This is a genomic window from Variovorax sp. HW608 (assembly GCF_900090195.1).
In the GTDB taxonomy this organism is placed as follows: Bacteria; Pseudomonadota; Gammaproteobacteria; order Burkholderiales; family Burkholderiaceae_C; genus Variovorax.
In genome coordinates this window covers 6,490,840-6,509,954 of record NZ_LT607803.1, presented here as the reverse complement: position 1 = coordinate 6,509,954, position 19,115 = coordinate 6,490,840, and the positions used below count along the sequence as shown (strand labels likewise).

Below are 19,115 nucleotides of genomic sequence, written 5' to 3'. Positions count from 1 at the left end.
GGGTCAGTCGCCCGACGTCTTGAGGCCGTCGTCCTGCGCCGAAATGACGCGCCTTGCGCCGCTGAAGCGGCGCTGCCAATAGCTGCCGCTCATGTCTTCCACGCGAACCTGGGCGCCAGGCTTGGGCGAGTGGATGAACTTGCCTTCGCCGACGTAGATGCCCACATGGCTGAACGCGCGGCGCATGGTATTGAAGAAGACGAGGTCGCCGGGCTTGAGCTCGCTGCGGTCGATCTTCTGGGTGGCCGCGGCCTGTTCCTCGGCGCGGCGGGGCAGCAGTTGGCCGACCGTCTGGTTGTACATGGCGCGGACGAAACCGCTGCAATCAAAACCGGTCTCGACCGTGTTGCCGCCGCGGCGATAAGGGACGCCCAGGAAACCCATGGTCGTGACCACGAGGTCGGAAGTGCGGTCGACGACCGTCTGGCGCACTTGCTGGAACTGGCCCTTCAGGCTCTTGTCGACGACCTGCGCTTCGACAGCAGCGTCATCGCCGAAGTCCTGGCGCTGCTGCAATGGCGCGGCGTGGACCGAAAGCGCGAGCAGCAGGCTGGCGGTGAGTAGGATTAAACGCATGGCGCGTAAGGATATGGATGACACCGCTGGGTGTCAATTTGAAGCGAAACCGAGATTTTGCACGTAAGTTATTGCTGCTGATGGGGTTTTTCGATCCTCTCACATCAAAAAATGTAAAGGTTTCGGTTATCGCCCATAAACGTCGACAGGCCTGTAATGCAAAAGTCTTTGAAATTGGCTGGAATGACCAAACGATTGCAAATCCCGCTCCTTCGAAAGATGCACATGAGATCCTTGACGACGAACGGCCGTGCATGGGCTGCGCGGCTTCTCTGGATGGCGACCGCAGCCGCGGGAGCGGCGGTCGCGGCGCCCAGGCCGGAGGTGATCGCGTCCGGACTCGAGAACCCCTGGGGCGTGGCCTTTTTGCCGGGCGGCCGGTTCCTCGTGACCGAGCGACCGGGCAGGCTGCGCGTGGTCGGGCCCGATGGCAAGGTCGGTGCGCCGGTCAAGGGACTTCCGCCCATCGCCGCCGGCGGGCAAGGTGGCCTGCTGGACGTGCTTGCCGATTCCGGCTTCGAGAGGAACCGGACCTTCTACTTCTGCTTCTCCGAGCCCGATGCGAACGACAGCCGGGCCAACAGCACCGCGCTCGCCCGCGCCCGGCTGTCGACCGATGGCGGGCAGCTCGAGGAGCTGAAGATCATCTTCAGCCAGCAGCCGAAGGTGGTCAGCCGCAACCACTTCGGCTGCCGGATCGTGGAAATGCCGGACGGCACGCTCTTCCTCACGCTGGGCGAACGCTTCAGCCGCAAGGAAGACGCGCAGAAACTCGACAACCATCTCGGCAAGATCGTGCGCGTCACCAAGGACGGTGCGGCGCCGAAGGACAACCCCTTCGTCGGCAGGCCGGGCGCGCTGCCGGAGATCTGGAGCTACGGCCATCGCAACGGCCAGGGCGCGACGCTGGGGCCGGACGGCAGGCTGTGGATGCACGAGCACGGCCCGCAGGGCGGTGACGAGATCAACATCCCGGAGGCCGGCCGCAACTACGGATGGCCGGTCATCACGTATGGCGAGAACTACGGCGGCGGCAAGATCGGCGAAGGCATCACGCACAAGGAAGGCATGGAGCAGCCGCTTCACTACTGGGTGCCGTCGATCGCGCCTTCGGGCATGGCGTTCCTGACCAGCGACCGCTACGGGGCAGCGTGGAAGGGCAATCTCTTCATCGGCTCGCTCAAATTCGGCTATCTCGACCGCATCGAGCTCAAGGACGGCAAGGTGGTCGCCGAGCACAAGCTGCTCGAAGAAGGCCATGCGCGCATCCGCGACGTCAAGCAGGGGCCGGACGGCCTGCTCTACATCCTGACGGACGAGTCCAACGGCAAGTTGATGCGATTGCTGCCGGAATAGGGCACGGGCGCTTGTTCGATAATTCGGACCTTCCGAAAGACACTCCCCCATGCTGCTCGACGCATCGCAATCCCAACTGGTTCTGGTCGACTATCAGGCGCGCCTGATGCCCGCGATTTTCGAGGCCGACGCCGTCGCCAAAAATGCGGTGCGCCTCGGCAAGCTGGCGCAACTCGTGGGCGTGCCGGTCTTCGGCACCGAACAGAACCCGTCCAGGCTCGGCGAGAACCTGCCCGACATCCGCGCGCTGTGCCAGCGCACGCTCGCCAAGATGCATTTCAGCGGCGCCGAAGAAGGCCTCGGCGAATGGCTCCGCGCGCCGGCCAAGGCGCCGCAAGGCAATGCGCGCAGCTTGCCCAAACACCTTCAGAAGCAGCAGGCGGCCGAGGAGCGCAACACCATCGTGATCGCCGGCTGCGAAGCGCATGTGTGCCTGCTGCAGACCGCGCTCGATCTGCTGGAGGACGAATTCGAGGTCTGGGTCGTGACCGATGCCTGCAGCTCGCGCACCGAGCGCAACCGCGATGCCGCTTTCGACCGGCTGGCCGGCGCCGGCGCCGAGCTCGTGACCACCGAGATGGTCGGCTTCGAATGGATGCGCACGGCGGAGCATCCGCGCTTCAAGGATCTGCAGGCGCTGATCCGCTGAGCGCGATCAGTCGACCTCGAGCGAGCCCCGTCGCTCCACGATCAGGTCGTGCAGCGACTGTGCGGCGATCGAAAGGCTCCCTTCGCGCCGCTGCACAAGATGCACGGTGCGTGTGAGTCCGGCCACCGGGAGTGGCCGCGTCACCAGCGATTCGCGGCGGAAGTGAAACAGCGTGAGCCCCGGCACGATGCTCACGCCGAGCCCGGCTTCGACGAGGCCGGTCACCGTCGCGAGGTGCTCCACCTCGAACACCGCATCGAGCCGCACCGGATGAAGCGCTGCGTCCAGCGTCTGGCGCACGCTGCTGTTGCGTGCCATCTGGATGAAGGGCCAGCGCGCGATCTTCCTCGGCGTGAGGCGCGGCTCGTGCGCGAGCGGATGGTCGGCGCGGCACACGAGGTGAAAGCGGTCGGTGCACAGCGTGCGGCTCTGAAGGTCGTTGCCTTCCGACGCGCCGGCGCCTGAGGCGGCAAGCGCGAAGTCCGCCTGCCCGCCACGCACCAGCGCGAGGCAGGCATCCGACAGCGCATCGCTCAGGTCGATCGTGATGCCGGGCCACTTCTGCATGAATTCGGCGAACACGCCCGGCAGCCAGCCGGCCGCGAGCGAGGGCAGGGCCGCCACGCGGACGCGACCCTTGCGCCGCTCGACGTGATCCGCCAGATCGCGGATCGCACCGCCCATGTCCTCGAGCAGCCGGCGCGCCGAGCCCTCGAAGAGCCTGCCCTCGGGCGTGAGCTGCACGCTGCGCGTGTCGCGGTCGAAGAGCCGGGCGCCGAGATCGTCCTCGAGCGCGCGGATGAGCGCGCTGAAGGCCGGCTGCGACAAATGGCAGGTCTGGGCAGCGCGCGTGAAGTTGCGCTGGTCCGCCAGCGCCAGGAAGGCCCGCAGCTGGCGCGTCGAAAGCTCCGGCATCGTCTTCATGATTGATCCGTGATTTGGATGAATTCATCCGAACTTTCGATTTTACGGATGACGATCGGGGTTCTACAGTCGGCGGCATGGACAAACCTCCGCTCCTCGTCGGCTGTGCCGCAGGCTTCTCCGGCGACCGGACCGATGCCGCCGGCCCGGTGGTCGATACCCTGATTGCGCGGCTCGAAGCCGGCCCCGCGGGTCAGCGCGCCTTCCTGATCTTCGAGACCCTGGCCGAACGCACGCTGGCGCTGGCGCAGCTGCGGCGGCGTGCCGATCCCGAGGCGGGCTACGAGCCCTTGCTCGACGCGATGCTGCGGCCCGTGCTGGCGCGCTGCCTTGCGAACGGCATCCGCGTCGTGAGCAACTTCGGGGCGGCCAACCCGCGCGCAGCGGCGCGGCTCGTCGCACGCCTGGCGCGGGAGCTGGGCGCCGAAGCGCCGCGCATCGCGGTGGTCGAAGGCGACGATCTCTCGTCGCCCGGGCATCTCGCACTGCTGCGCGAGCAGTTGGGCGCACGCATGGATGGCATCCGCATCGTCAGCGCCAATGCCTACATCGGCGCGGAGCCGATCAGGGAGGCGCTCGATGCCGGCGCGCAGATCGTGGTGTGCGGCCGCGTGGCCGACCCATCGCTCACGGTCGGGCCGGCGATGTCGCACTTCGGCTGGCGCAGCGACGATTGGGACAGGCTCGGCCGCGCCACCATGGCCGGGCATCTGCTGGAATGCGGCGTACAGGTTTGCGGCGGCTATTTCGCCGACCCCGGCTACAAGGACGTGCCGGGCCTCGAGGCGGTCGGCTTCCCGATCGCGCAGATCGATGCCGACGGCGGCTGCACGATCGGCAAGGCCGACGGCACCGGCGGGCTGGTGAGCGAGGCGACCGTGAAGGAGCAACTGCTCTACGAAGTGCACGACCCGGCTGCCTACCTGACGCCCGACGTGGTCGCCGACATCTCCGAAGCCGAGGTGCATGCGCCGGGCCGCGACCGCGTCGTGCTGCGCGGCGTGAAGGGCCATCCGCGGCCGTCGCACTACAAGGTCAACGTGTGCCATGAAGGCGGCTGGCTGGCCGAAGGCGAGATCTCCTACGCCGGACCACGCGCCGAGGCGCGCGCGAGGCTCGCGGCGGATGTGCTCCGAAAGCGCCTGCCCGGACTGCAACTGCGCATCGACCTCATCGGCGCAGTCAGCGTGTTCGGCGACGACGCGGGCCGGACGCTCGCCGCCACCGCCGATGCGGGCCTGCGGGATGTACGCCTGCGGGCGGCCGCGGCCCACGACGATCGCGCGCAGGCCGAGCGGCTCGTGCGCGAAGTCGTGGCGCTCTACACCTGCGGGCCGGCTGGCGGCGGCGGTGTGCGGACCGCGCTCACGCCACGCCTCAACACCCTCTCGTGCCTGCTGCCGCGCGATGCGGTGCCGGTGCGCCATGTTTTCATCGAGGAGCCGGGGCCATGAGTTTGCACATCGAAGTGCCGCTCTACCGCGCCGCGCATGGCCGCACCGGCGACAAGGGTGATCGTTCCAACATCAGCGTGATCGCTTGGCACCCGGACCTGTATCCGCTGCTGGTCGAGCAGATCACGCCCGAGGCCGTCGCCGCGCAATTCCGGCACCGCGCGCCGACGCAGGTGCAGCGCTTCCTGCTGCCGAAGCTGCATGCGATGAACTTCGTGCTCGACGGCGTGCTCGACGGCGGCGTGAACGATGCGCTGAACCTCGACACGCACGGCAAGGCGCTGTCCTTCCTTCTGCTCGATCTTCCGATCCGCGTGCCGCGCGAACTCGCCGACAGGCTCGCGGGCCCCGATCAACTTTGACTTCCATTCGCGACCTTCAACCATTCAGGAGACCAACAGATGAATCGCTTTTCTTCCTTCGCGCTGGCTGCCGTGCTGGCCGCCTCGGCGGCGCATGCCGAGAGCTTTCCCGACAAGCCGATCACCTTCGTGGTGCCGTTTGCCGCCGGCACGGCCACGGACCAGATCGCGCGTGCGCTCGGCAACGGCGTGACCGCCGAGACGAAGCAGGCGGTGGTGATCGACAACAAGGCCGGCGCGAGCGGCTTCATCGCATCGCAGCAGGTGGCCAAGGCGCCGGCCGACGGCTACACGGTGCTCATCACCACCAACACCACGCATGCGGCCAACGAGCACCTGTTCAAGAAGCTGCCCTACGACCCGGTGAAGGACTACGCGCCGATCGCCGCGCTCGGCAAGGGCGGGCAGATCATGGTGGTCAACCCGTCGTTCCCCGCGAAGACGGTGGCGGAGTTCGTCGCGATGGCGAAGAAGAATCCGGGCAAGTACAGCTTCGGCAGCGGCAGTTCGTCGAGCCGCATCGCGGGCGAGCTGTTCCAGCAGATGGCCGACATCAAGCTGCTGCACGTGCCGTACAAGAGCAACACGCTGGCGGTGACCGACCTGCTGGGCGGCCAGATCGACATGATGATCACCGACACCGCGACCGGCCTGCCGCAGGTCAAGTCCGGCAAGCTGCGCCCGCTCGGCGTGTCGAGCTCGAAGCGTTCGCCGCTGGCGCCTGAAGTGCCGACGATCGCGGAGGCCGGCGTGAAGGGCTACGAGATGGGCTACTGGTTTGCCGCCTACGCGCCGGCGAAGACGCCGCCGGCCGTGGTCAAGCGCCTGAACGAACTGCTGGTGCAGGCCGCGAAGAGCGACGCCGCGAAGGCCGCGTTCTACGACCCGACCGGTACCGAGGTGTTCACCACCTCGCCCGAAGAGCTCGCGAAGTTCCAGGCGTCGGAGTCGCAGAAGTGGGGCCGGATCGTGAAGTCGGCCGGCATCGAGCCCGAGTGAGCGGCTGGTCGGCCGGCTACTTCTGAAGCCGCCGATAGGCGCTGAAGTGCCGGATCGCCTCGCGCCGGTGGCCGAGGTGGTCGTGCAGGCGCCCGACGTTGAAGTGCGCGTCGCCGATGCTCGGGTCGAGCTTGAGGCAGCGCTCGTAGGACCGGATCGCCTCGTCGAGCCGGCCCAGGTCTTCGAGCGCCACCGCGCGGTTGAAGTGCAGCAGCGGCACGTCGGGGAGCCGGCGCAGCGCGTCGTCGTAGAGCTCGGCGGCCTCGGCCTGGCGATCGGATTCGCAGAGGATCGCGCCGAGGTTCAGATAGGCGTCCGCGTGATCGGGCGCGATCGTGAGCACCGTGCGGTAGATGGTTTCAGCGGCTTTCATGTCGGTGGATTCGAGCGCTTCCGCCCGCGCGAAGAGCTCGTCCGCCGACACCGGAGGCGCGGCGACATGGCGCCGCCGGTCCACGAAGGCGACCGAGCCGCGCGCCGCGGCGACGTCGAAATCCATCAGCAACTGGCCCGTCTCGGCTTCCCACTGGCTCTCGCGGTCGCGCACCGCGATGGCGTTGCCGACCGCGGTGATCCTGAGGCCGGTCAGCGGCAGCTCTTCCGGCAGCGTGGCCTTCAGGCGCTGCAGCGCGCGGAGGATCTTGCGCGTCGGGATGTCCGCCTGCTTCAGATCGTGCGCGGTGCGCAGCAGCACGACGTCGCGGAACGAGAAGCGGTAGGCGTTGCGCGGCCCGCGCCTGGGGCTCACGAAGCCGCTCGCGATCAGCCCCGTGATGGCGCTGCGCGAGAGGCCCAGCATCTCCTGGATGCTGCGCAAGGTGTGCGGCGTTTCGTGATGCAGGGCCGTCACTTCCTGGATCGCACCTTGGCGGGGGCGGCTTCGACTGCGGCCTTGGCGGCCCGCTTGGCGCCCTTGCGTTCGTTCGCGGCCATCGGTGTGACGACTTCCTCGGCCGGCGCCCGGGCGGGCCGCTTGCCCGCGCCGGACTTAGCGAGGCTGGCCTTGAGCATTTCGGTGAGGTCGATGATCTGCCCGCCGCTGGCAGCCTCTTCGTGGTGCTCGACGGCGACCACCTGCTTGCCGGCGATCTTCGCGTCGATGGCCGCGAGGACTCGCTTCTTCTCCTCGTCGACGAACTCGGTCGGGTCGTAGCCGTCCTGCGAGATCTGGTCGATGAGCTGCAGCGCGAGCTTCACCTCGGCCTCCGAGGGCGTGACTTCCTCGATCTGGAGTTCCTTCATCGAGCGCACTTCGTCCGCGTAAAGCAGCTGCTGGAGCACGAGGCCATCCTCGTGCGCGCGCACCTGCACCACGTACTGCTTGCCTTTCCAGGTCCACTTGGCGAGCGCGCACTGGCCGCTCTTGCGCATGGCGGCGAGCAGCAGGGTGTAGGGCTTCGCGCCGCGCTTGTCGGGGGCGAGGTAGTAGGCCTTGTCGTAGTAGATCGGATCGACCGCCGGCCCGGGGATGAAGGCGACGATCTCGATGGTGTGGGTCGCGCTGTCCTCGACGGCCTTGAGCTCGTCGGGCGTGAAGATCACGTAGCGGTCCTTCTCGAATTCGTAGCCTTTCACCATCTCCGTGCGCGGCACGACGATCGACGGGTCCTTCTCCGAGACGTACTGCTGCTTGACGCGCGAGCCGTCCTTGGCGAGCAGGTTGAAGCGCACCGTCGCGCTGCTTTCCGTGGCGGAGTAGAGCTTGACCGGGATCGAAACCAGGCCGAAGCTGAGCGACAACGAAGCCAGTGAACGAGCAGCCATGCAGACCTCCGGGGATGGCGTGGAGCGAGTCCGGCCCAAGAATGCCACGTTCCGCGCCGGCCGGAAAGGCGCGTGGCGAAACGTCCACATCCTAGCGGGAGGCGCTTGGCAGTTGCGTCGGACGGGCCTCCACGACCCCGTCGATGACGATCCGCAGGTCGCGCGCCCCGGCTTCGATCGGACCCGCGCTGCCGATCAGGTCGCCTTCGGCGGGCATGGCCTGGCCGCTTGGCGAGATGCGCGCCTCCACGATGACACGGCCTGCGCCCGACAGGCGGTGATCCGGGCGCATCGCGAGGCTGTCGTCCAGCGTGAAGCTGAAAGGCAGTTCGCCCGCGCGGCGCTTCATCACGGCCAGGGGGATGCGCGGACCTTCGGCGGCGCGCGCGTAGACGAAGACGGTCTCGTTCGCTGCGGGCGTTCTCGGCAGCTGGTCGGCGAGGCGCACGCGGCCGGTGATCGCTTCGGCCGGCAGGGGCTGCGGGCCAGCCTTGTCCGGCGCGGCCTGCGTGCCGATCTGCGCAATGTTCGCCGCCACGCGCGCGGCCGTCTGGGAATCGGGCGGCAGCAGGCGGTGCAGGTGCTGCCACTGGCGCAGCGCTTCCTGCGTGTCGCCGCGCTCCATGGCGGCGCTGGCGGACAGTGCGAGCGCCTTCGGCTGGTCGGGGTCGAGCGCCAGCGCGCGCTGGATCTGCGCGAGCGCGAGCCCGTTGAGCACGCCGCCCTCGACGCTCGCGAGCACGTCGGCGTAGTCGGCGCGCAGCGCGGGCTCATCCGGCGAGAGCGTCACGGCCTTCGCGAAGGCCATCGCGGCGTCGCCCGGCCGCTCCAGCGCGGCGTAGGAGCGCGCGAGCATGACCCAGCCTTCGGGGTCGTCGGGCTCGCTGCGCAGGCGCTGGGCGAGCTGGTTCACCATGCCTTCGATCTGTGCGGCGCTCGGTGCGCCGGTCACTTCATGCGCGTGGTCCGGGTCCGCCGCTTGCCAGAGCGCGATGGGATTGCCGAGATGGAGGTACAGCACGATCGCTGCGCTCGGGATCAGCGCGAGCAGCAGGGCCGCCAGCAACGGGGAGGGGCGGCTCGCCGCAGAAGACCGGGCGGGCGATGCCGCTTCGAGCGAGGCTGCGTCATCGAGCAACCGGCGACCCACTTCGTCGCGGGCTTCGCGGCGATGCTCCGGCGCCACCGTACCGGCGCGGAGGTCGGCTTCGAGTTCGTCCAGCTGGCCGCGGTACAGATCGGCGGCCGTGTCGGTGTCGGCACGCTGCGGCGCCCGGCTGGCGCGCAGCAGCGGCGGCAGCAGGCCCGCCATCGTGACCACGATCAGCGCTGCCGCGAGAAGCCAGAAGATCGTCATCGCGGCGACTCCGGTGATCGTTCGAGCAGCGCATCGAGGCGCTGGCGCTCGGCATCGTCGAGCGGTGCCGGCGATGGGCCGCCGCGCCACCGCTTGCGAGCGATCGCAATGACCACCAAGGCCAGCAACAGCGAGGGCCCGAACCAGAGCAGCCAGGTCGAGGGCTTGAGCGGCGGCTTGTAGAGCACGAAGTCGCCGTAGCGCTGCACCAGGTAGTCCTTGACCGCCGCGTCGCTCGCGCCGGCACGCATCTGCTCGCGCATCTGCCGCCGCAGGTCCACCGCGAGATCGGCCTGGGAGTCGGCCAGCGTCTGGTTCTGGCAGACCACGCAGCGCAGTTGATGCGACAGCGCCTGCACGCGCGCGTCGAGTTGTTCGTCGCCCGTGGGCGCGGCAAGCGCGCTCGCGCAGGCCAAAGCCAGCAGGGTGGAGGCGATGCGTCTATGCATGACCTTCCTTCTCGCGCTCCAGTTCGCGCAGCAGCGGTGACAGGGTGCGCTCCAGCACCTCGGGCGTCATCGGCCCGGCGTGGCGGAAGCGGACCCTGCCGGCGCGATCGATCACGAAGGTCTCCGGCACGCCGTAGACGCCGAAGTCGATGCCGGTGCGGCCGTCGGCGTCGCGCATCGTCGCGGCGTAGGGATTGCCGAGCCGCTGCAGCCAGGCGCGTGCGGCCGCCGGCTGGTCCTTGTAGTTGAGGCCGTAGACCGGCACCCGCGTGCGCGCCGCGAAGTCGACCAGCAGCGGGTGCTCCAGCTGGCACGGCGTGCACCAGGAGGCCCAGACATTGAGCACCCACACCTTGCCCTGCATGTCGCTGCTGCGCAGGCTGCGCCCTTCGTCGTCGAGCAGCGGAAGCTCGAAGGCCGGGGCGGGCCGGCCGACCAGCGGCGAGGGGAGCTCGCGCGGGTCGCGACGCAGCCCGGCGGCGAGCGCAAGCGCGAGCGCGAGGAACACCCCGAGCGGCAGCAGGAAGCGCGTCATGCCTGGGCCTTCCCGGTGCCGGGCAGAAGCGGTGCCGGCGCGACGCTGTCGGCAACGCTCGCGCGGCGCGCGAGGCGATAGCGCCGGTCGCTGGCCGCAAGCAAGCCGCCGAGGGCCATCAGCAGGCAACCGAACCAGATCCAGCCGACGAAGGGCTTCACGTAGAGCCGCACCGCCCAGCCGTGCTCGCCGAGCGATTCGCCGATGGCGACGTAGAGATCGCGCGTGAAGCCGACGTCGATCGCGGCTTCGGTGGTCGGCACCTGCTGGCTGCGGTAGACGCGCCGCTGCGGCGACAGCGTTGCGACCGGGTGCCCGCCCTGCGTCACGGTCAGCGTGCCGGCCAGCGCTTCGTAGTTCGGGCCGACCGCCGGCGATACGCCATCGAAGCGGAACGCATAGCCCGCGACTTCCACCGTGTCGCCGTTCTTCATCGGCAGCTCGCGCGTGCTTTCCTGGCTGCTGACCAGCGTGACGCCCGCGATGAACACGCCCACGCCGGCGTGGGCCAGCAGCATGCCCACGTAGCCGGCGGGCAACTGGCGCAATGCGGTGAGCCGGCGGCCGCTCTGGTGGCGCAGGCGGTCGGCCAGGCTCGCGGCGGCGCTGGCGACGGCCCAGCAGGCGAGCGTCAGGCCCAGTCCGGTGAGGGCGGAGGCGTTGCGCAGGACGGCCAGCAGGCCGAGCGCGATCGCAAGGCTTGCCGCGGCGGACCAGCGCAAGCGCTTCGACAGCTCGCCGAGTTCGCTCCTGCGCCAACGCACCAGCGGCGCCGCCCCCATCAGCAGCACCGCCGGTGTCATCAGCGGCACGAAGACCTGCTCGAAATACGCCGGCCCGACGGAGATCTTGCCGGCCCCCAGCACATCGATCAGCAGCGGGTACAGCGTGCCGAGCAGCACCGTCGCCGCGGCCACCGCCAACAGCACGTTGTTGGCCAGCAGCAGGGCCTCGCGCGAGACGGCCGCGAACTCGGTGCGCCGTGCGAGCGCGGGCGCGCGCAATGCGAAGAGCAGCAAGGCGCCGCCGGTCACCAGCCCCAGCAGCGCGAGGATGAAGGTGCCGCGCAGCGGATCGACCGCGAAGGCATGCACCGACGTCAGCACGCCGGAGCGCACGAGGAAGGTCCCGACGAGGCTCAGCGAGAAGGTGAAGATCGCCAGCAGCACCGTCCAGGCGCGGAACGCGCCGCGCTTTTCCGTGACCGCCAGCGAATGGATCAGGGCGGTGCCGGCGAGCCAGGGCATGAAGGAGGCGTTCTCGACCGGGTCCCAGAACCACCAGCCGCCCCAGCCGAGCTCGTAGTAGGCCCACGCGCTGCCGAGCATGATGCCGATCGTGAGAAAGGCCCAGGCCGCGAGCGTCCACGGCCGCGCCCAGCGCGCCCATGCGGCATCGAAGTGGCCGGAGATCAGCGCGGCGACCGCGAACGCAAAGCTCACCGAGAAGCCGACATAGCCCATGTAGAGCATCGGCGGGTGCAGCACCATGCCGGGGTCCTGCAGCAGCGGATTGAGATCGCGCCCCTCCATCGCGGGCGGCAGCAGGCGCAGGAAGGGATTCGATGCGAACAGGAGGAAGAGCAGGAACCCGACGCTGATCGTGCCCATGACACCGAGCACGCGCGCTACCATCGCGGGCGGCAGCCGCCGGCTGAACAGCGAGACCGCGACCGACCAGAGCGCGAGCATCAGCGTCCACAGCAGCATCGAGCCTTCGTGCGAACCCCAGACGGCAGTGATTCGGTAGGCCAGCGGCAAGGCGGTGTTGGAATTCGCTGCCACATAGCGCACGCTGAAGTCGTTGTCGACGAAGGCCCAGGTGAGCGAGACGAAGGCCGTCAGCACCAGCGCACCCTGCAGGCGCGCAGCCGGGCGGGCCACGGCCATCCAGGCGCTGTTGCCAGTGGCCGCGCCGGCGAGCGGTAACACGGCCTGCACGGCCGCAACGAGCAGCGCGACGATGAGGCAGAAGTGGCCGAGTTCGACGTTCATGGCTTCTTCGGATCCGGCGCGGTATCGCTTGCATCGACCATCTGCCGGCGCACCTGATCGGCCTTCTTCAGCGCGTCGGCCGCCTCGGGCGGCATGTAGTTCTCGTCGTGCTTGGCGAGCACTTCCCTGGCGACGAAGACGCCATCGCCGCCGAGCTTGCCGTTGGCGACCACGCCCTTGCCTTCGCGGAACAGGTCCGGCAGAAGCCCGTGGTAGACCACGGGCACGGTGCACGCGGTATCGGTCACGACGAAGCGCACCGTCAAGCCATCGGCTTCGCGCCGGAGCGAGCCCGGCGCCACGAGGCCCCCGAGGCGGAAGGTGCGCATGGCCGGTGCTTCGTGCGCCGCCACCTGCGAGGGGCTGAAGAAGAAGACGAGGTTCGAGCGGAAGGCATTGAGCACCAGCGCCACCGCCACGCCCGCGCAGGCGAGTGCCGCGATCAGCATGAAGAAACGGCGTTGCCGAAGGGTCATGGGCGATCGCCCCGCGCGGCCTTGAAGCGCCGCCGCAGCGCGATGAGTTCGGCCGCCAGCAGCAGCGCCGTGATGCCGAAGGCCGCAGCTACGTAAGTTGCGTGGCCGCCAGATAGAAGCTGTGCAAACCAGTCCATCCGCATCTCCCGATTCAGGCGCCCAGCACGCCGCGCTCGCGCAGGATGCAGCGCACCCGCACCAGTGCGACCGCGATCGAATACATCCAGCAGGCCAGCGTCATCAGCAGCATGCCCAAGAGCATCGTCATCGCCATCGACGGCGCGGCCGTGAGGCTGACGGACGCGCCCTGGTGCAGCGTGTTCCACCAGCGCACCGAAAAGTAGATGACCGGCACGTTCAGCGAACCCACGAGCGCCAGCACCGCGCAGGCGCGTTCGGCGCGGCGCGGCTCGTCGATCGCGGCTTCGAGCGCGATGTAGCCGAGGTAGAGGAAGAAGAGGAGCAGCTCGGAAGTGAGCCGCGCGTCCCACACCCACCACGTGCCCCAGGTGGGTTGGCCCCAGAGGGCGCCACTCACCAGCGCGATCGCGGTGAACAGCGCGCCGGTTGGCGCGAGCGCGGAGGCCATCATCGACGACAGCCGGGTATGGAAGACCAGCGCCAGCGCCGAATACATCGCCATCACGAGGTAGATGAACATCGACATCCACGCCGCCGGCACGTGGATGAAGATGATGCGGTATACCTCGCCCTGCTGGGAATCGGTCGGTGCGACGACGAGGCCCACGCAGAGGCCGGCCAGCGCGAACACGATCGCCGCCGCGAAGAACCACGGTGCGAGCCGGCGCGCGAGCGGATCGAAGCGCCGCGCCGAGGCGAAGGCGAACCATCGCCAGCGTGAAGCGCTTGCCGCGTCGGGCGCATGAGGCGATGCATCCAGCAGATGGCTCATCGATGTGCTCACTCCATCGCGATGCGCAGCCCGGCGGCGGTGGCGATCGGGCAGAGGAAAAGGGACAGCGCCAGACACGCACCCAGCAGCGAGAGCTGCGGCGCGACATCGAGCCCCGCATCGGCCGCCGCACCCGCGCCCGCGCCGAAGATCAGCACCGGCACGCACAGCGGCAGCACGAGGATGCACAGCAGCACCGCGCCGCCGCGCAGCCCCAGCGTGAGGGCGGCGCCGACGCCGCCGATCAGGCTCAGCACCGGCGTGCCGATCAGCAGCGAGACGGCCAGCAGCAGGGAGGAAGACACGGGCAGGCCGTACTGCTGCGCGAGCAGCGGCGTGAGCAGCATCAGCGGCAGACCGCTCGTCACCCAGTGTGCGCAGATCTTCGCCAGCACCAGCAGCGCCAGCGGATGCGGGGACAGCAGGAGCTGGTCGAGGCTGCCGTCCGCATGCTCCTGCGAGAACAGGCGCGACAGCGAGAGCATCGAAGCGAGCAGTGCCGCGACCCACAGGATGCCCGGCGCGAGCGCGCGCAGCTGCTGCGGATCGGGGCCGATCGCGAGCGGAAACAGGCTGCTCGCGATGACGAAGAAGACGAGGCACGACAGGATGCTGCCGCGCCGCCGCCAGGCCAGTGAAACGTCGTGCAGCACGATGGCGCTGAAGAGCCTGGCCATGCGCCTATCCGCCCAGTTGCAGCGTGCGGCCACCGGCGGCCAGGCGCTGGTGCGTGGCGACGACCGCGATGCCGCCCGCGCGCAAGTGCGCATCGAGCGCTGCATGAAAGCACTCGCCGGCGCGCTCGTCGAGCGAGGCCAGCGGCTCGTCGAGCAGCCACAGCGTGCGCGGCAGCAGTGCCAGCCGCGCGAGCGCGACGCGGCGCCGCTGGCCTTGCGAGAGCGTGCGCACCGGGGCGTGCTTCGCCTCTTCCATGCCGAACGATGCCAATGCGCTTTCGATCTGCGCGAGCGTCGGCGTGCCGCCTGCCACGCGCATCGCGAACTGCAGGTTCTCGATGGCGTTCAGGTCGGGGTCGATGCCGTCGGCATGGCCCAGGTAGGCCAGCGATTGAAGGTAGCCGGATTCGCCCGCCCGCACCGGCCGTGCGCGCCAGCGCAATTCGCCCTCGTCGGGCGGCAGGAGGCCGCTCAGCACGCGCAGCAGGCTGGTCTTTCCGCTGCCGTTGGCGCCGATCACCTGCAGGAGTTCGCCCGGTCCGAGCGCGAAATCGATGCCGCTGAAAACAGGCCGCCCGGCGCGGCGGAAACCGAGCCCGCTGGCCGTGAGGCCGGATTCGATGACAGGGTCGTGAGGGCGGTCGGGCACGCGCTAGGGTTCCTTCGCCTGGCCCACGTCGGGCAGGCGGTGGGCGATGCCCTTGTGGCAATCGATGCAGGTCTTCTCGCCGTTCGCGAGGTAGGTCGAATGCGCGGTCTGTGCGCGCTGGCTCTGGCGCGTGAAGTCCATCGACTGGTAGTCGTGGCAGTTGCGGCATTCGAGCGAGTCGTTGGCTTTCATGCGCTCCCACTCGTGCTGGGCCAGGACGAGACGGTGGTCGAGGAACTTCTCGCGCGTGTCGATGGTGCCGAAGATCTTGCCCCACACCTCCTTCGAGGCCTGCATCTTGCGCGCGATCTTGCTCGTCCAGCGATGGGGCACGTGGCAGTCGGGGCACCGTGCGCGCACGCCGCTGCGGTTGCTGTAGTGGATGGTGGTCTGCAGCTCGGGGTACACGTTGTCGCGCATCTCGTGGCAGCCGGTGCAGAAGGCCTCGGTGTTCGTCAGTTCGAGCGCGGTGTTGAACGCGCCCCAGAAGACCACGCCGGCGATGAAGCCGCCCAGCGTGAGGAAGCCCAGGCTGAAATAGGCGCTGGGCCGGTTGATCGTGATCCAGTAGCGCTTGATCAGCTTGAACATGGCGGGCCCGCGCTACTTCGTCGAGCCCAGGACGCCGGGCTTGCGTTTCAGGAGCTGCTCCACATCGACGAAGTTGTTGCCGATGAGCGGCTTGGCATCCGCCTGCGCCACGTGGCACTGGGTGCAGAAGTAGCGGCGCGGCGAGACGTCCGCGAGCATGTTGCCGTTGCGGTCCTGGTAGTGCGTGATGCTCACCGGGATCGCGCCCGTCTCCTGCGTTTGCGTGCGCGCGTGGCAGAACATGCAGCGGTTGAACTCCTTGTCGACCTGGTAGCCGTCGATGGTGTGCGGGATGGTCGGCGGCTGCATCGCGAAGTTGCGGGTGCGCCGGATGTCCTTGTTCTCGGTCGGGAAGATCGGCGGCGGCTTGGTCAGCTCGGGGATCGGCGTCGGTCCGCGCATCGGGTCGACAAGACCCTGCGACGAGGCCGGCGGTGCGAAGAAGAGGACCGAGCAAGCGGCAAGCAGCATCGCCCACAACGTGCGCGGCAGGGTCCAGGATCGGCTCGGCTTCATCATGGCGGCTCCTAGACTTTCGTGATCTTGATCGCGCACTTCTTGAAGTCCGTCTGCAGCGAGATCGGGCAGGTCGCATCCAGCGTGACCTTGTTGATCAGCTGGCTGGCGTCGAACCACGGCACGAACACCAGCCCCGGCGGCGGCATGTTGCGCCCGCGCGTCTCGACGCGCGTGCGCATCTTGCCGCGCCGCGATGCCAGTTCGACCTCGACGCCGCGCCTGAGGCCGAGCTTCTTCGCATCGTCGGGATGCATGAAGCACACCGCGTTGGGCACCGCGCGATAGAGCTCGGGCACGCGGCGAGTCATCGATCCCGAATGCCAGTGTTCGAGCACGCGACCGGTCGCGAGCCAGAACGGGTATTCCTTGTCCGGCGATTCCGCGGGCGGCTCGTAGGGCAGCGCGAAGATCACCGCCTTGCCGTCCGGGTTGCCGTAGAACTGGAAGCCGGTGCCGGCCTTGACGTAGGGGTCGCTGCCTTCGCGATAGCGCCAGCGCGTCTCCTGGCCGTTGACCACCGGCCAGCGCAGCCCGCGCGTCTCGTGGTACATGTCGAAAGGCGCGAGGTCATGGCCGTGGCCGCGGCCGAACATGGCGTATTCCTCGAACAGCCCCTTCTGGATGTAGAAGCCGAAGGCCTTGGCCTCCATGTTGCTGTAGTCGGGGTCGGTGTCCTTCAGCGGGAACCTGTCGACCTGGCCATTGCGGTAGAGCACGTCGAACAGCGTCTTGCCCTTGACTTCGGGCTTCTTCTCGATGAGCTCGGCCGGCCAGACTTCCTCGACCTTGAAGCGCTTGGAGAACTCCACGAGCTGCCACAGGTCGGAGCGCGCATCGCCCGGTGCGTCGACCAGCTGGTGCCAGAACTGGGTGCGGCGCTCGGCGTTGCCGTAGGCGCCTTCCTTCTCGACCCACATCGCGGTCGGCAGGATCAGGTCCGCCGCGAGCGCCGTCACCGTCGGATAGACATCCGACACCACGATGAAGTTGTCGGGGTTGCGATAGCCGGGCCATCCTTCCTGCTGGAGATTGGCCGCCGCCTGCATGTTGTTGTTGACCTGCACCCAGTAGGCGTTGAGCTTGCCGTCCTTGAGCATGCGGTTCTGCAGCACCGCGTGATAGCCCGGCTTCTCGGGGATGGTTCCTGCGGGCAGCTTCCAGATCTCTTCGGCATGCTCGCGGTGCTTCGGGTTGGCCACTAGCAGGTCCGCGGGCAGGCGATGCGAGAAGGTGCCGACCTCGCGCGCCGTGCCGCAGGCGGAAGGCTGGCCGGTCAGCGAGAAGGGGCTGTTGCCGGGCGTGGCGATCTTGCCTGTCAGGAGGTGCAGGTTGTAGATCATGTTGTTGGCCCAGGTGCCCCGCGTGTGCTGGTTGAAGCCCATGGTCCACAGCGACATCACCTTGATGTTCGGGTCCGCATAGAGCTCCGCGAGCCGGTCGAGATGCTCGCGCGACACGCCCGAGAGCTTGCTGACGTAGGCGGCGTCGTACTTCGAGACGAACCTGGCGAACTCCTCGAACGAGATCGGCGTCGCCGCGTTGGGGTCGCCGGCGTTCTTGGCCGCCTGCTGCAGCGGGTGCTCGGGCCGAAGGCCATAGCCGATGTCCGTCACGCCCTGCTTGAACACCGTGTGCTTGTTGACGAAGTCCTGGTTGACCTTGTTGTTGCGGATCAGGTAGTTGGCGATGTAGTTCATGATCGCCAGATCGGTCTGCGGCTTGAAGACGATCGGCAGGTCCGCGAGATCGAAGGAACGGTGCGTGAAGGTCGAGAGCACCGCCACCCTGGTCTTCGGGGCGCTGAGCCGGCGGTCGGTGACGCGCGTCCACAGGATCGGATGCATCTCGGCCATGTTCGAGCCCCACAGCACGAAGGCGTCGGCGGCTTCGAAGTCGTCGTAGCAGCCCATGGGCTCGTCGGCGCCGAAGGTGCGCATGAAGCCCGTGACCGCCGAGGCCATGCAGTGGCGCGCGTTCGGGTCGATGTTGTTGGTGCGAAAGCCCGCCTTGTAGAGCTTCGATGCGGCATAGCCTTCCCAGACCGTCCACTGGCCCGAGCCGAACATGCCGAGCGCGTTCGGGCCCTTTTCCTTGAGCACGCGCTTCCACTGCTGCTCCATCAGGTCGAAGGCCTGGTCCCAGGTGACGGGCTTGAAGTCGCCGTCCTTGTCGTACTTGCCGTTCTTCTGGCGCATCAGCGGCTTGGTCAGCCGGTCGCCGCCGTACATGATCTTCGAGAGGAAGTAGCCCTTGACGCAGTTCAGGCCCTTGTTCACCTCGGCCTGGGGGTCGCCTTGCGTGGCGACCACCTTGTTGTCCTTGACCGCCACGGTCACGCCGCAGCCGGTGCCGCAGAAGCGGCACGGCGCCTTCGACCACTTGAGCTTGGTCATGTCGCCGTCGGTGACGAAGTTCGCCGCATCCGCCGGCAGCGTCACGCCGGCGACCGAGGCGGTCGCGGCGACCGCGGTGCGTTTAATGAAATCCCGGCGCGTGGTCATCGGTCATCTCCTCGGCCATGGCATCGGCGTCTTCGTTGTGCTGGTAGACGAGCGCGGCTGAAATAACACCATCCAGCCGGTGCAGGTATTCGAGCTGCGCGGCGATGGCGCGCATGCTGGGCGCTTCGAGCGTGACCACCAGCTTGCCGGCATCGTTGCCCGCATGGATTTCGGCGCCGGCCATCGTGTCGATGGCGGCGCGCACTTCGCCCAGCCTGGCCGGAAGGGCGTGCACGACGACGCCCGCGATATGCCATTCGTCGGCATGCCGTTCGGGCTCGATGTGGATGAGGCGCTTGGCAATTGCCACTGTGGATCTCCTGCGACTGGGACCATAGCTGTACGGAGCCGCGGGCGAAAACCGCCCGGC

At 68.3% G+C, this 19,115-nt stretch carries 22 protein-coding genes; 5 read left to right on the top strand and 17 right to left on the bottom strand.

Annotated features, from left to right (window positions below):
- Positions 1–3: 3 nt before the first annotated feature.
- A complete protein-coding gene (locus tag VAR608DRAFT_RS30765) occupies positions 4–576 on the bottom strand; it encodes a C40 family peptidase (RefSeq protein WP_088957520.1) in 573 nt (190 codons plus the stop codon).
- Positions 577–852: 276 nt separating this feature from the next.
- On the opposite strand from VAR608DRAFT_RS30765, the gene VAR608DRAFT_RS30760 reads away from it, so the two are divergent.
- A complete protein-coding gene (locus VAR608DRAFT_RS30760) occupies positions 853–1,932 on the top strand; it encodes a PQQ-dependent sugar dehydrogenase (protein WP_172844003.1) in 1,080 nt (359 codons plus the stop codon).
- Positions 1,933–1,981: 49 nt separating this feature from the next.
- Positions 1,982–2,581 (top strand): isochorismatase family protein, encoded by a 600-nt coding sequence (locus VAR608DRAFT_RS30755; protein WP_088957519.1) that lies wholly within the window; start codon positions 1,982–1,984, stop codon positions 2,579–2,581.
- A 6-nt stretch (positions 2,582–2,587) separates the two neighbouring features.
- On the opposite strand, the gene VAR608DRAFT_RS30750 is transcribed toward VAR608DRAFT_RS30755, so the two are convergent.
- A complete protein-coding gene (locus VAR608DRAFT_RS30750; RefSeq protein WP_088957518.1) occupies positions 2,588–3,505 on the bottom strand; it encodes a LysR family transcriptional regulator in 918 nt (305 codons plus the stop codon).
- A gap of 77 nt (positions 3,506–3,582) precedes the next feature.
- Between VAR608DRAFT_RS30750 and VAR608DRAFT_RS30745 the strand changes: the two genes are divergently transcribed.
- The 3 genes from VAR608DRAFT_RS30745 to VAR608DRAFT_RS30735 are packed head-to-tail and all read left to right on the top strand — an operon-like array spanning position 3,583 to position 6,320.
- Positions 3,583–4,959: an acyclic terpene utilization AtuA family protein gene (locus tag VAR608DRAFT_RS30745; RefSeq protein WP_088957517.1), complete on the top strand. Its 1,377-nt coding sequence runs from the start codon at positions 3,583–3,585 to the stop codon at positions 4,957–4,959.
- Positions 4,956–5,321 (top strand): AtuA-related protein, encoded by a 366-nt coding sequence (locus VAR608DRAFT_RS30740; protein ID WP_088957516.1) that lies wholly within the window; start codon positions 4,956–4,958, stop codon positions 5,319–5,321. Before VAR608DRAFT_RS30745 ends, VAR608DRAFT_RS30740 begins: the two co-directional genes overlap by 4 nt.
- Positions 5,322–5,360: 39 nt before the next feature.
- Positions 5,361–6,320 (top strand): Bug family tripartite tricarboxylate transporter substrate binding protein, encoded by a 960-nt coding sequence (locus VAR608DRAFT_RS30735; protein WP_088957515.1) that lies wholly within the window; start codon positions 5,361–5,363, stop codon positions 6,318–6,320.
- A 16-nt stretch (positions 6,321–6,336) separates the two neighbouring features.
- Here VAR608DRAFT_RS30735 and VAR608DRAFT_RS30730 read toward each other — a convergent pair whose 3' ends face one another.
- From VAR608DRAFT_RS30730 to VAR608DRAFT_RS30660, 15 genes are all read right to left on the bottom strand, one after another.
- Positions 6,337–7,170, bottom strand: a complete 834-nt coding sequence (locus VAR608DRAFT_RS30730) for a tetratricopeptide repeat protein (RefSeq protein WP_231973021.1) — start codon at positions 7,168–7,170, stop codon at positions 6,337–6,339.
- A complete protein-coding gene (ku, locus tag VAR608DRAFT_RS30725; protein ID WP_088957514.1) occupies positions 7,167–8,084 on the bottom strand; it encodes a non-homologous end joining protein Ku in 918 nt (305 codons plus the stop codon). The genes VAR608DRAFT_RS30730 and ku overlap by 4 nt, the downstream gene beginning before the upstream one ends.
- 91 nt (positions 8,085–8,175) lie before the next feature.
- Complete coding sequence (gene ccmI, locus VAR608DRAFT_RS30720) at positions 8,176–9,441, bottom strand: c-type cytochrome biogenesis protein CcmI (protein WP_088957513.1); 1,266 nt, start codon at positions 9,439–9,441, stop codon at positions 8,176–8,178.
- Positions 9,438–9,890 carry a cytochrome c-type biogenesis protein gene (locus VAR608DRAFT_RS30715; protein ID WP_088957512.1) on the bottom strand — a complete coding sequence of 151 codons (453 nt, stop codon included), beginning with the start codon at positions 9,888–9,890 and terminating at the stop codon, positions 9,438–9,440. The genes ccmI and VAR608DRAFT_RS30715 overlap by 4 nt, the downstream gene beginning before the upstream one ends.
- On the bottom strand, positions 9,883–10,425 hold the full coding sequence (locus tag VAR608DRAFT_RS30710; protein WP_088957511.1) for a DsbE family thiol:disulfide interchange protein: 543 nt from the start codon (positions 10,423–10,425) through the stop codon (positions 9,883–9,885). The genes VAR608DRAFT_RS30715 and VAR608DRAFT_RS30710 overlap by 8 nt, the downstream gene beginning before the upstream one ends.
- The gene (locus VAR608DRAFT_RS30705) at positions 10,422–12,419 is read right to left on the bottom strand and encodes a heme lyase CcmF/NrfE family subunit (protein ID WP_088957510.1); all 1,998 of its coding nucleotides are present in this window, start codon (positions 12,417–12,419) and stop codon (positions 10,422–10,424) included. The genes VAR608DRAFT_RS30710 and VAR608DRAFT_RS30705 overlap by 4 nt, the downstream gene beginning before the upstream one ends.
- Positions 12,416–12,895, bottom strand: coding sequence for a cytochrome c maturation protein CcmE (ccmE, locus tag VAR608DRAFT_RS30700; RefSeq protein WP_088957509.1), 480 nt, complete (start codon positions 12,893–12,895; stop codon positions 12,416–12,418). Before ccmE ends, VAR608DRAFT_RS30705 begins: the two co-directional genes overlap by 4 nt.
- Positions 12,892–13,032, bottom strand: coding sequence for a heme exporter protein CcmD (ccmD, locus tag VAR608DRAFT_RS30695; protein WP_157731168.1), 141 nt, complete (start codon positions 13,030–13,032; stop codon positions 12,892–12,894). The genes ccmE and ccmD overlap by 4 nt, the downstream gene beginning before the upstream one ends.
- A 14-nt stretch (positions 13,033–13,046) precedes the next feature.
- Positions 13,047–13,808, bottom strand: a complete 762-nt coding sequence (gene ccmC, locus VAR608DRAFT_RS30690) for a heme ABC transporter permease CcmC (protein WP_088957507.1) — start codon at positions 13,806–13,808, stop codon at positions 13,047–13,049.
- 8 nt (positions 13,809–13,816) lie between these two features.
- Positions 13,817–14,485, bottom strand: a complete 669-nt coding sequence (gene ccmB / locus VAR608DRAFT_RS30685) for a heme exporter protein CcmB (protein WP_088957506.1) — start codon at positions 14,483–14,485, stop codon at positions 13,817–13,819.
- A 4-nt stretch (positions 14,486–14,489) separates the two neighbouring features.
- The gene (ccmA, locus tag VAR608DRAFT_RS30680) at positions 14,490–15,134 is read right to left on the bottom strand and encodes a cytochrome c biogenesis heme-transporting ATPase CcmA (RefSeq protein ID WP_088957505.1); all 645 of its coding nucleotides are present in this window, start codon (positions 15,132–15,134) and stop codon (positions 14,490–14,492) included.
- A gap of 3 nt (positions 15,135–15,137) precedes the next feature.
- A complete protein-coding gene (locus VAR608DRAFT_RS30675) occupies positions 15,138–15,725 on the bottom strand; it encodes a cytochrome c3 family protein (RefSeq protein ID WP_088957504.1) in 588 nt (195 codons plus the stop codon).
- 12 nt (positions 15,726–15,737) lie between these two features.
- Positions 15,738–16,241, bottom strand: coding sequence for a nitrate reductase cytochrome c-type subunit (locus VAR608DRAFT_RS30670; protein WP_088959064.1), 504 nt, complete (start codon positions 16,239–16,241; stop codon positions 15,738–15,740).
- 11 nt (positions 16,242–16,252) lie between these two features.
- On the bottom strand, positions 16,253–18,745 hold the full coding sequence (gene napA / locus VAR608DRAFT_RS30665; protein ID WP_088957503.1) for a periplasmic nitrate reductase subunit alpha: 2,493 nt from the start codon (positions 18,743–18,745) through the stop codon (positions 16,253–16,255).
- Positions 18,720–19,055, bottom strand: coding sequence for a chaperone NapD (locus tag VAR608DRAFT_RS30660; protein ID WP_088957502.1), 336 nt, complete (start codon positions 19,053–19,055; stop codon positions 18,720–18,722). The genes napA and VAR608DRAFT_RS30660 overlap by 26 nt, the downstream gene beginning before the upstream one ends.
- Positions 19,056–19,115 lie beyond the last annotated feature (60 nt).

What these genes read in the sequence shown, in the direction of transcription:
- VAR608DRAFT_RS30750 (WP_088957518.1), bottom strand. Translation starts at nt 3,505, where the DNA reads ATGAAGACGATGCCGGAGCTTTCGACGCGCCAGCTGCGGGCCTTCCTG.
- ccmB (WP_088957506.1), bottom strand. Translation starts at nt 14,485, where the DNA reads ATGGCCAGGCTCTTCAGCGCCATCGTGCTGCACGACGTTTCACTGGCC.
- VAR608DRAFT_RS30675 (WP_088957504.1), bottom strand. Translation starts at nt 15,725, where the DNA reads ATGTTCAAGCTGATCAAGCGCTACTGGATCACGATCAACCGGCCCAGC.
- napA (WP_088957503.1), bottom strand. Translation starts at nt 18,745, where the DNA reads ATGACCACGCGCCGGGATTTCATTAAACGCACCGCGGTCGCCGCGACC.
- VAR608DRAFT_RS30735 (WP_088957515.1), top strand. Translation starts at nt 5,361, where the DNA reads ATGAATCGCTTTTCTTCCTTCGCGCTGGCTGCCGTGCTGGCCGCCTCG.
- VAR608DRAFT_RS30765 (WP_088957520.1), bottom strand. Translation starts at nt 576, where the DNA reads ATGCGTTTAATCCTACTCACCGCCAGCCTGCTGCTCGCGCTTTCGGTC.
- ku (WP_088957514.1), bottom strand. Translation starts at nt 8,084, where the DNA reads ATGGCTGCTCGTTCACTGGCTTCGTTGTCGCTCAGCTTCGGCCTGGTT.
- VAR608DRAFT_RS30710 (WP_088957511.1), bottom strand. Translation starts at nt 10,425, where the DNA reads ATGACGCGCTTCCTGCTGCCGCTCGGGGTGTTCCTCGCGCTCGCGCTT.
- VAR608DRAFT_RS30740 (WP_088957516.1), top strand. Translation starts at nt 4,956, where the DNA reads ATGAGTTTGCACATCGAAGTGCCGCTCTACCGCGCCGCGCATGGCCGC.
- VAR608DRAFT_RS30760 (WP_172844003.1), top strand. Translation starts at nt 853, where the DNA reads ATGGCGACCGCAGCCGCGGGAGCGGCGGTCGCGGCGCCCAGGCCGGAG.
- VAR608DRAFT_RS30705 (WP_088957510.1), bottom strand. Translation starts at nt 12,419, where the DNA reads ATGAACGTCGAACTCGGCCACTTCTGCCTCATCGTCGCGCTGCTCGTT.
- ccmD (WP_157731168.1), bottom strand. Translation starts at nt 13,032, where the DNA reads ATGGACTGGTTTGCACAGCTTCTATCTGGCGGCCACGCAACTTACGTA.
- ccmC (WP_088957507.1), bottom strand. Translation starts at nt 13,808, where the DNA reads ATGAGCCATCTGCTGGATGCATCGCCTCATGCGCCCGACGCGGCAAGC.
- VAR608DRAFT_RS30715 (WP_088957512.1), bottom strand. Translation starts at nt 9,890, where the DNA reads ATGCATAGACGCATCGCCTCCACCCTGCTGGCTTTGGCCTGCGCGAGC.
- VAR608DRAFT_RS30755 (WP_088957519.1), top strand. Translation starts at nt 1,982, where the DNA reads ATGCTGCTCGACGCATCGCAATCCCAACTGGTTCTGGTCGACTATCAG.
- ccmE (WP_088957509.1), bottom strand. Translation starts at nt 12,895, where the DNA reads ATGACCCTTCGGCAACGCCGTTTCTTCATGCTGATCGCGGCACTCGCC.
- ccmI (WP_088957513.1), bottom strand. Translation starts at nt 9,441, where the DNA reads ATGACGATCTTCTGGCTTCTCGCGGCAGCGCTGATCGTGGTCACGATG.
- VAR608DRAFT_RS30745 (WP_088957517.1), top strand. Translation starts at nt 3,583, where the DNA reads ATGGACAAACCTCCGCTCCTCGTCGGCTGTGCCGCAGGCTTCTCCGGC.
- VAR608DRAFT_RS30670 (WP_088959064.1), bottom strand. Translation starts at nt 16,241, where the DNA reads ATGAAGCCGAGCCGATCCTGGACCCTGCCGCGCACGTTGTGGGCGATG.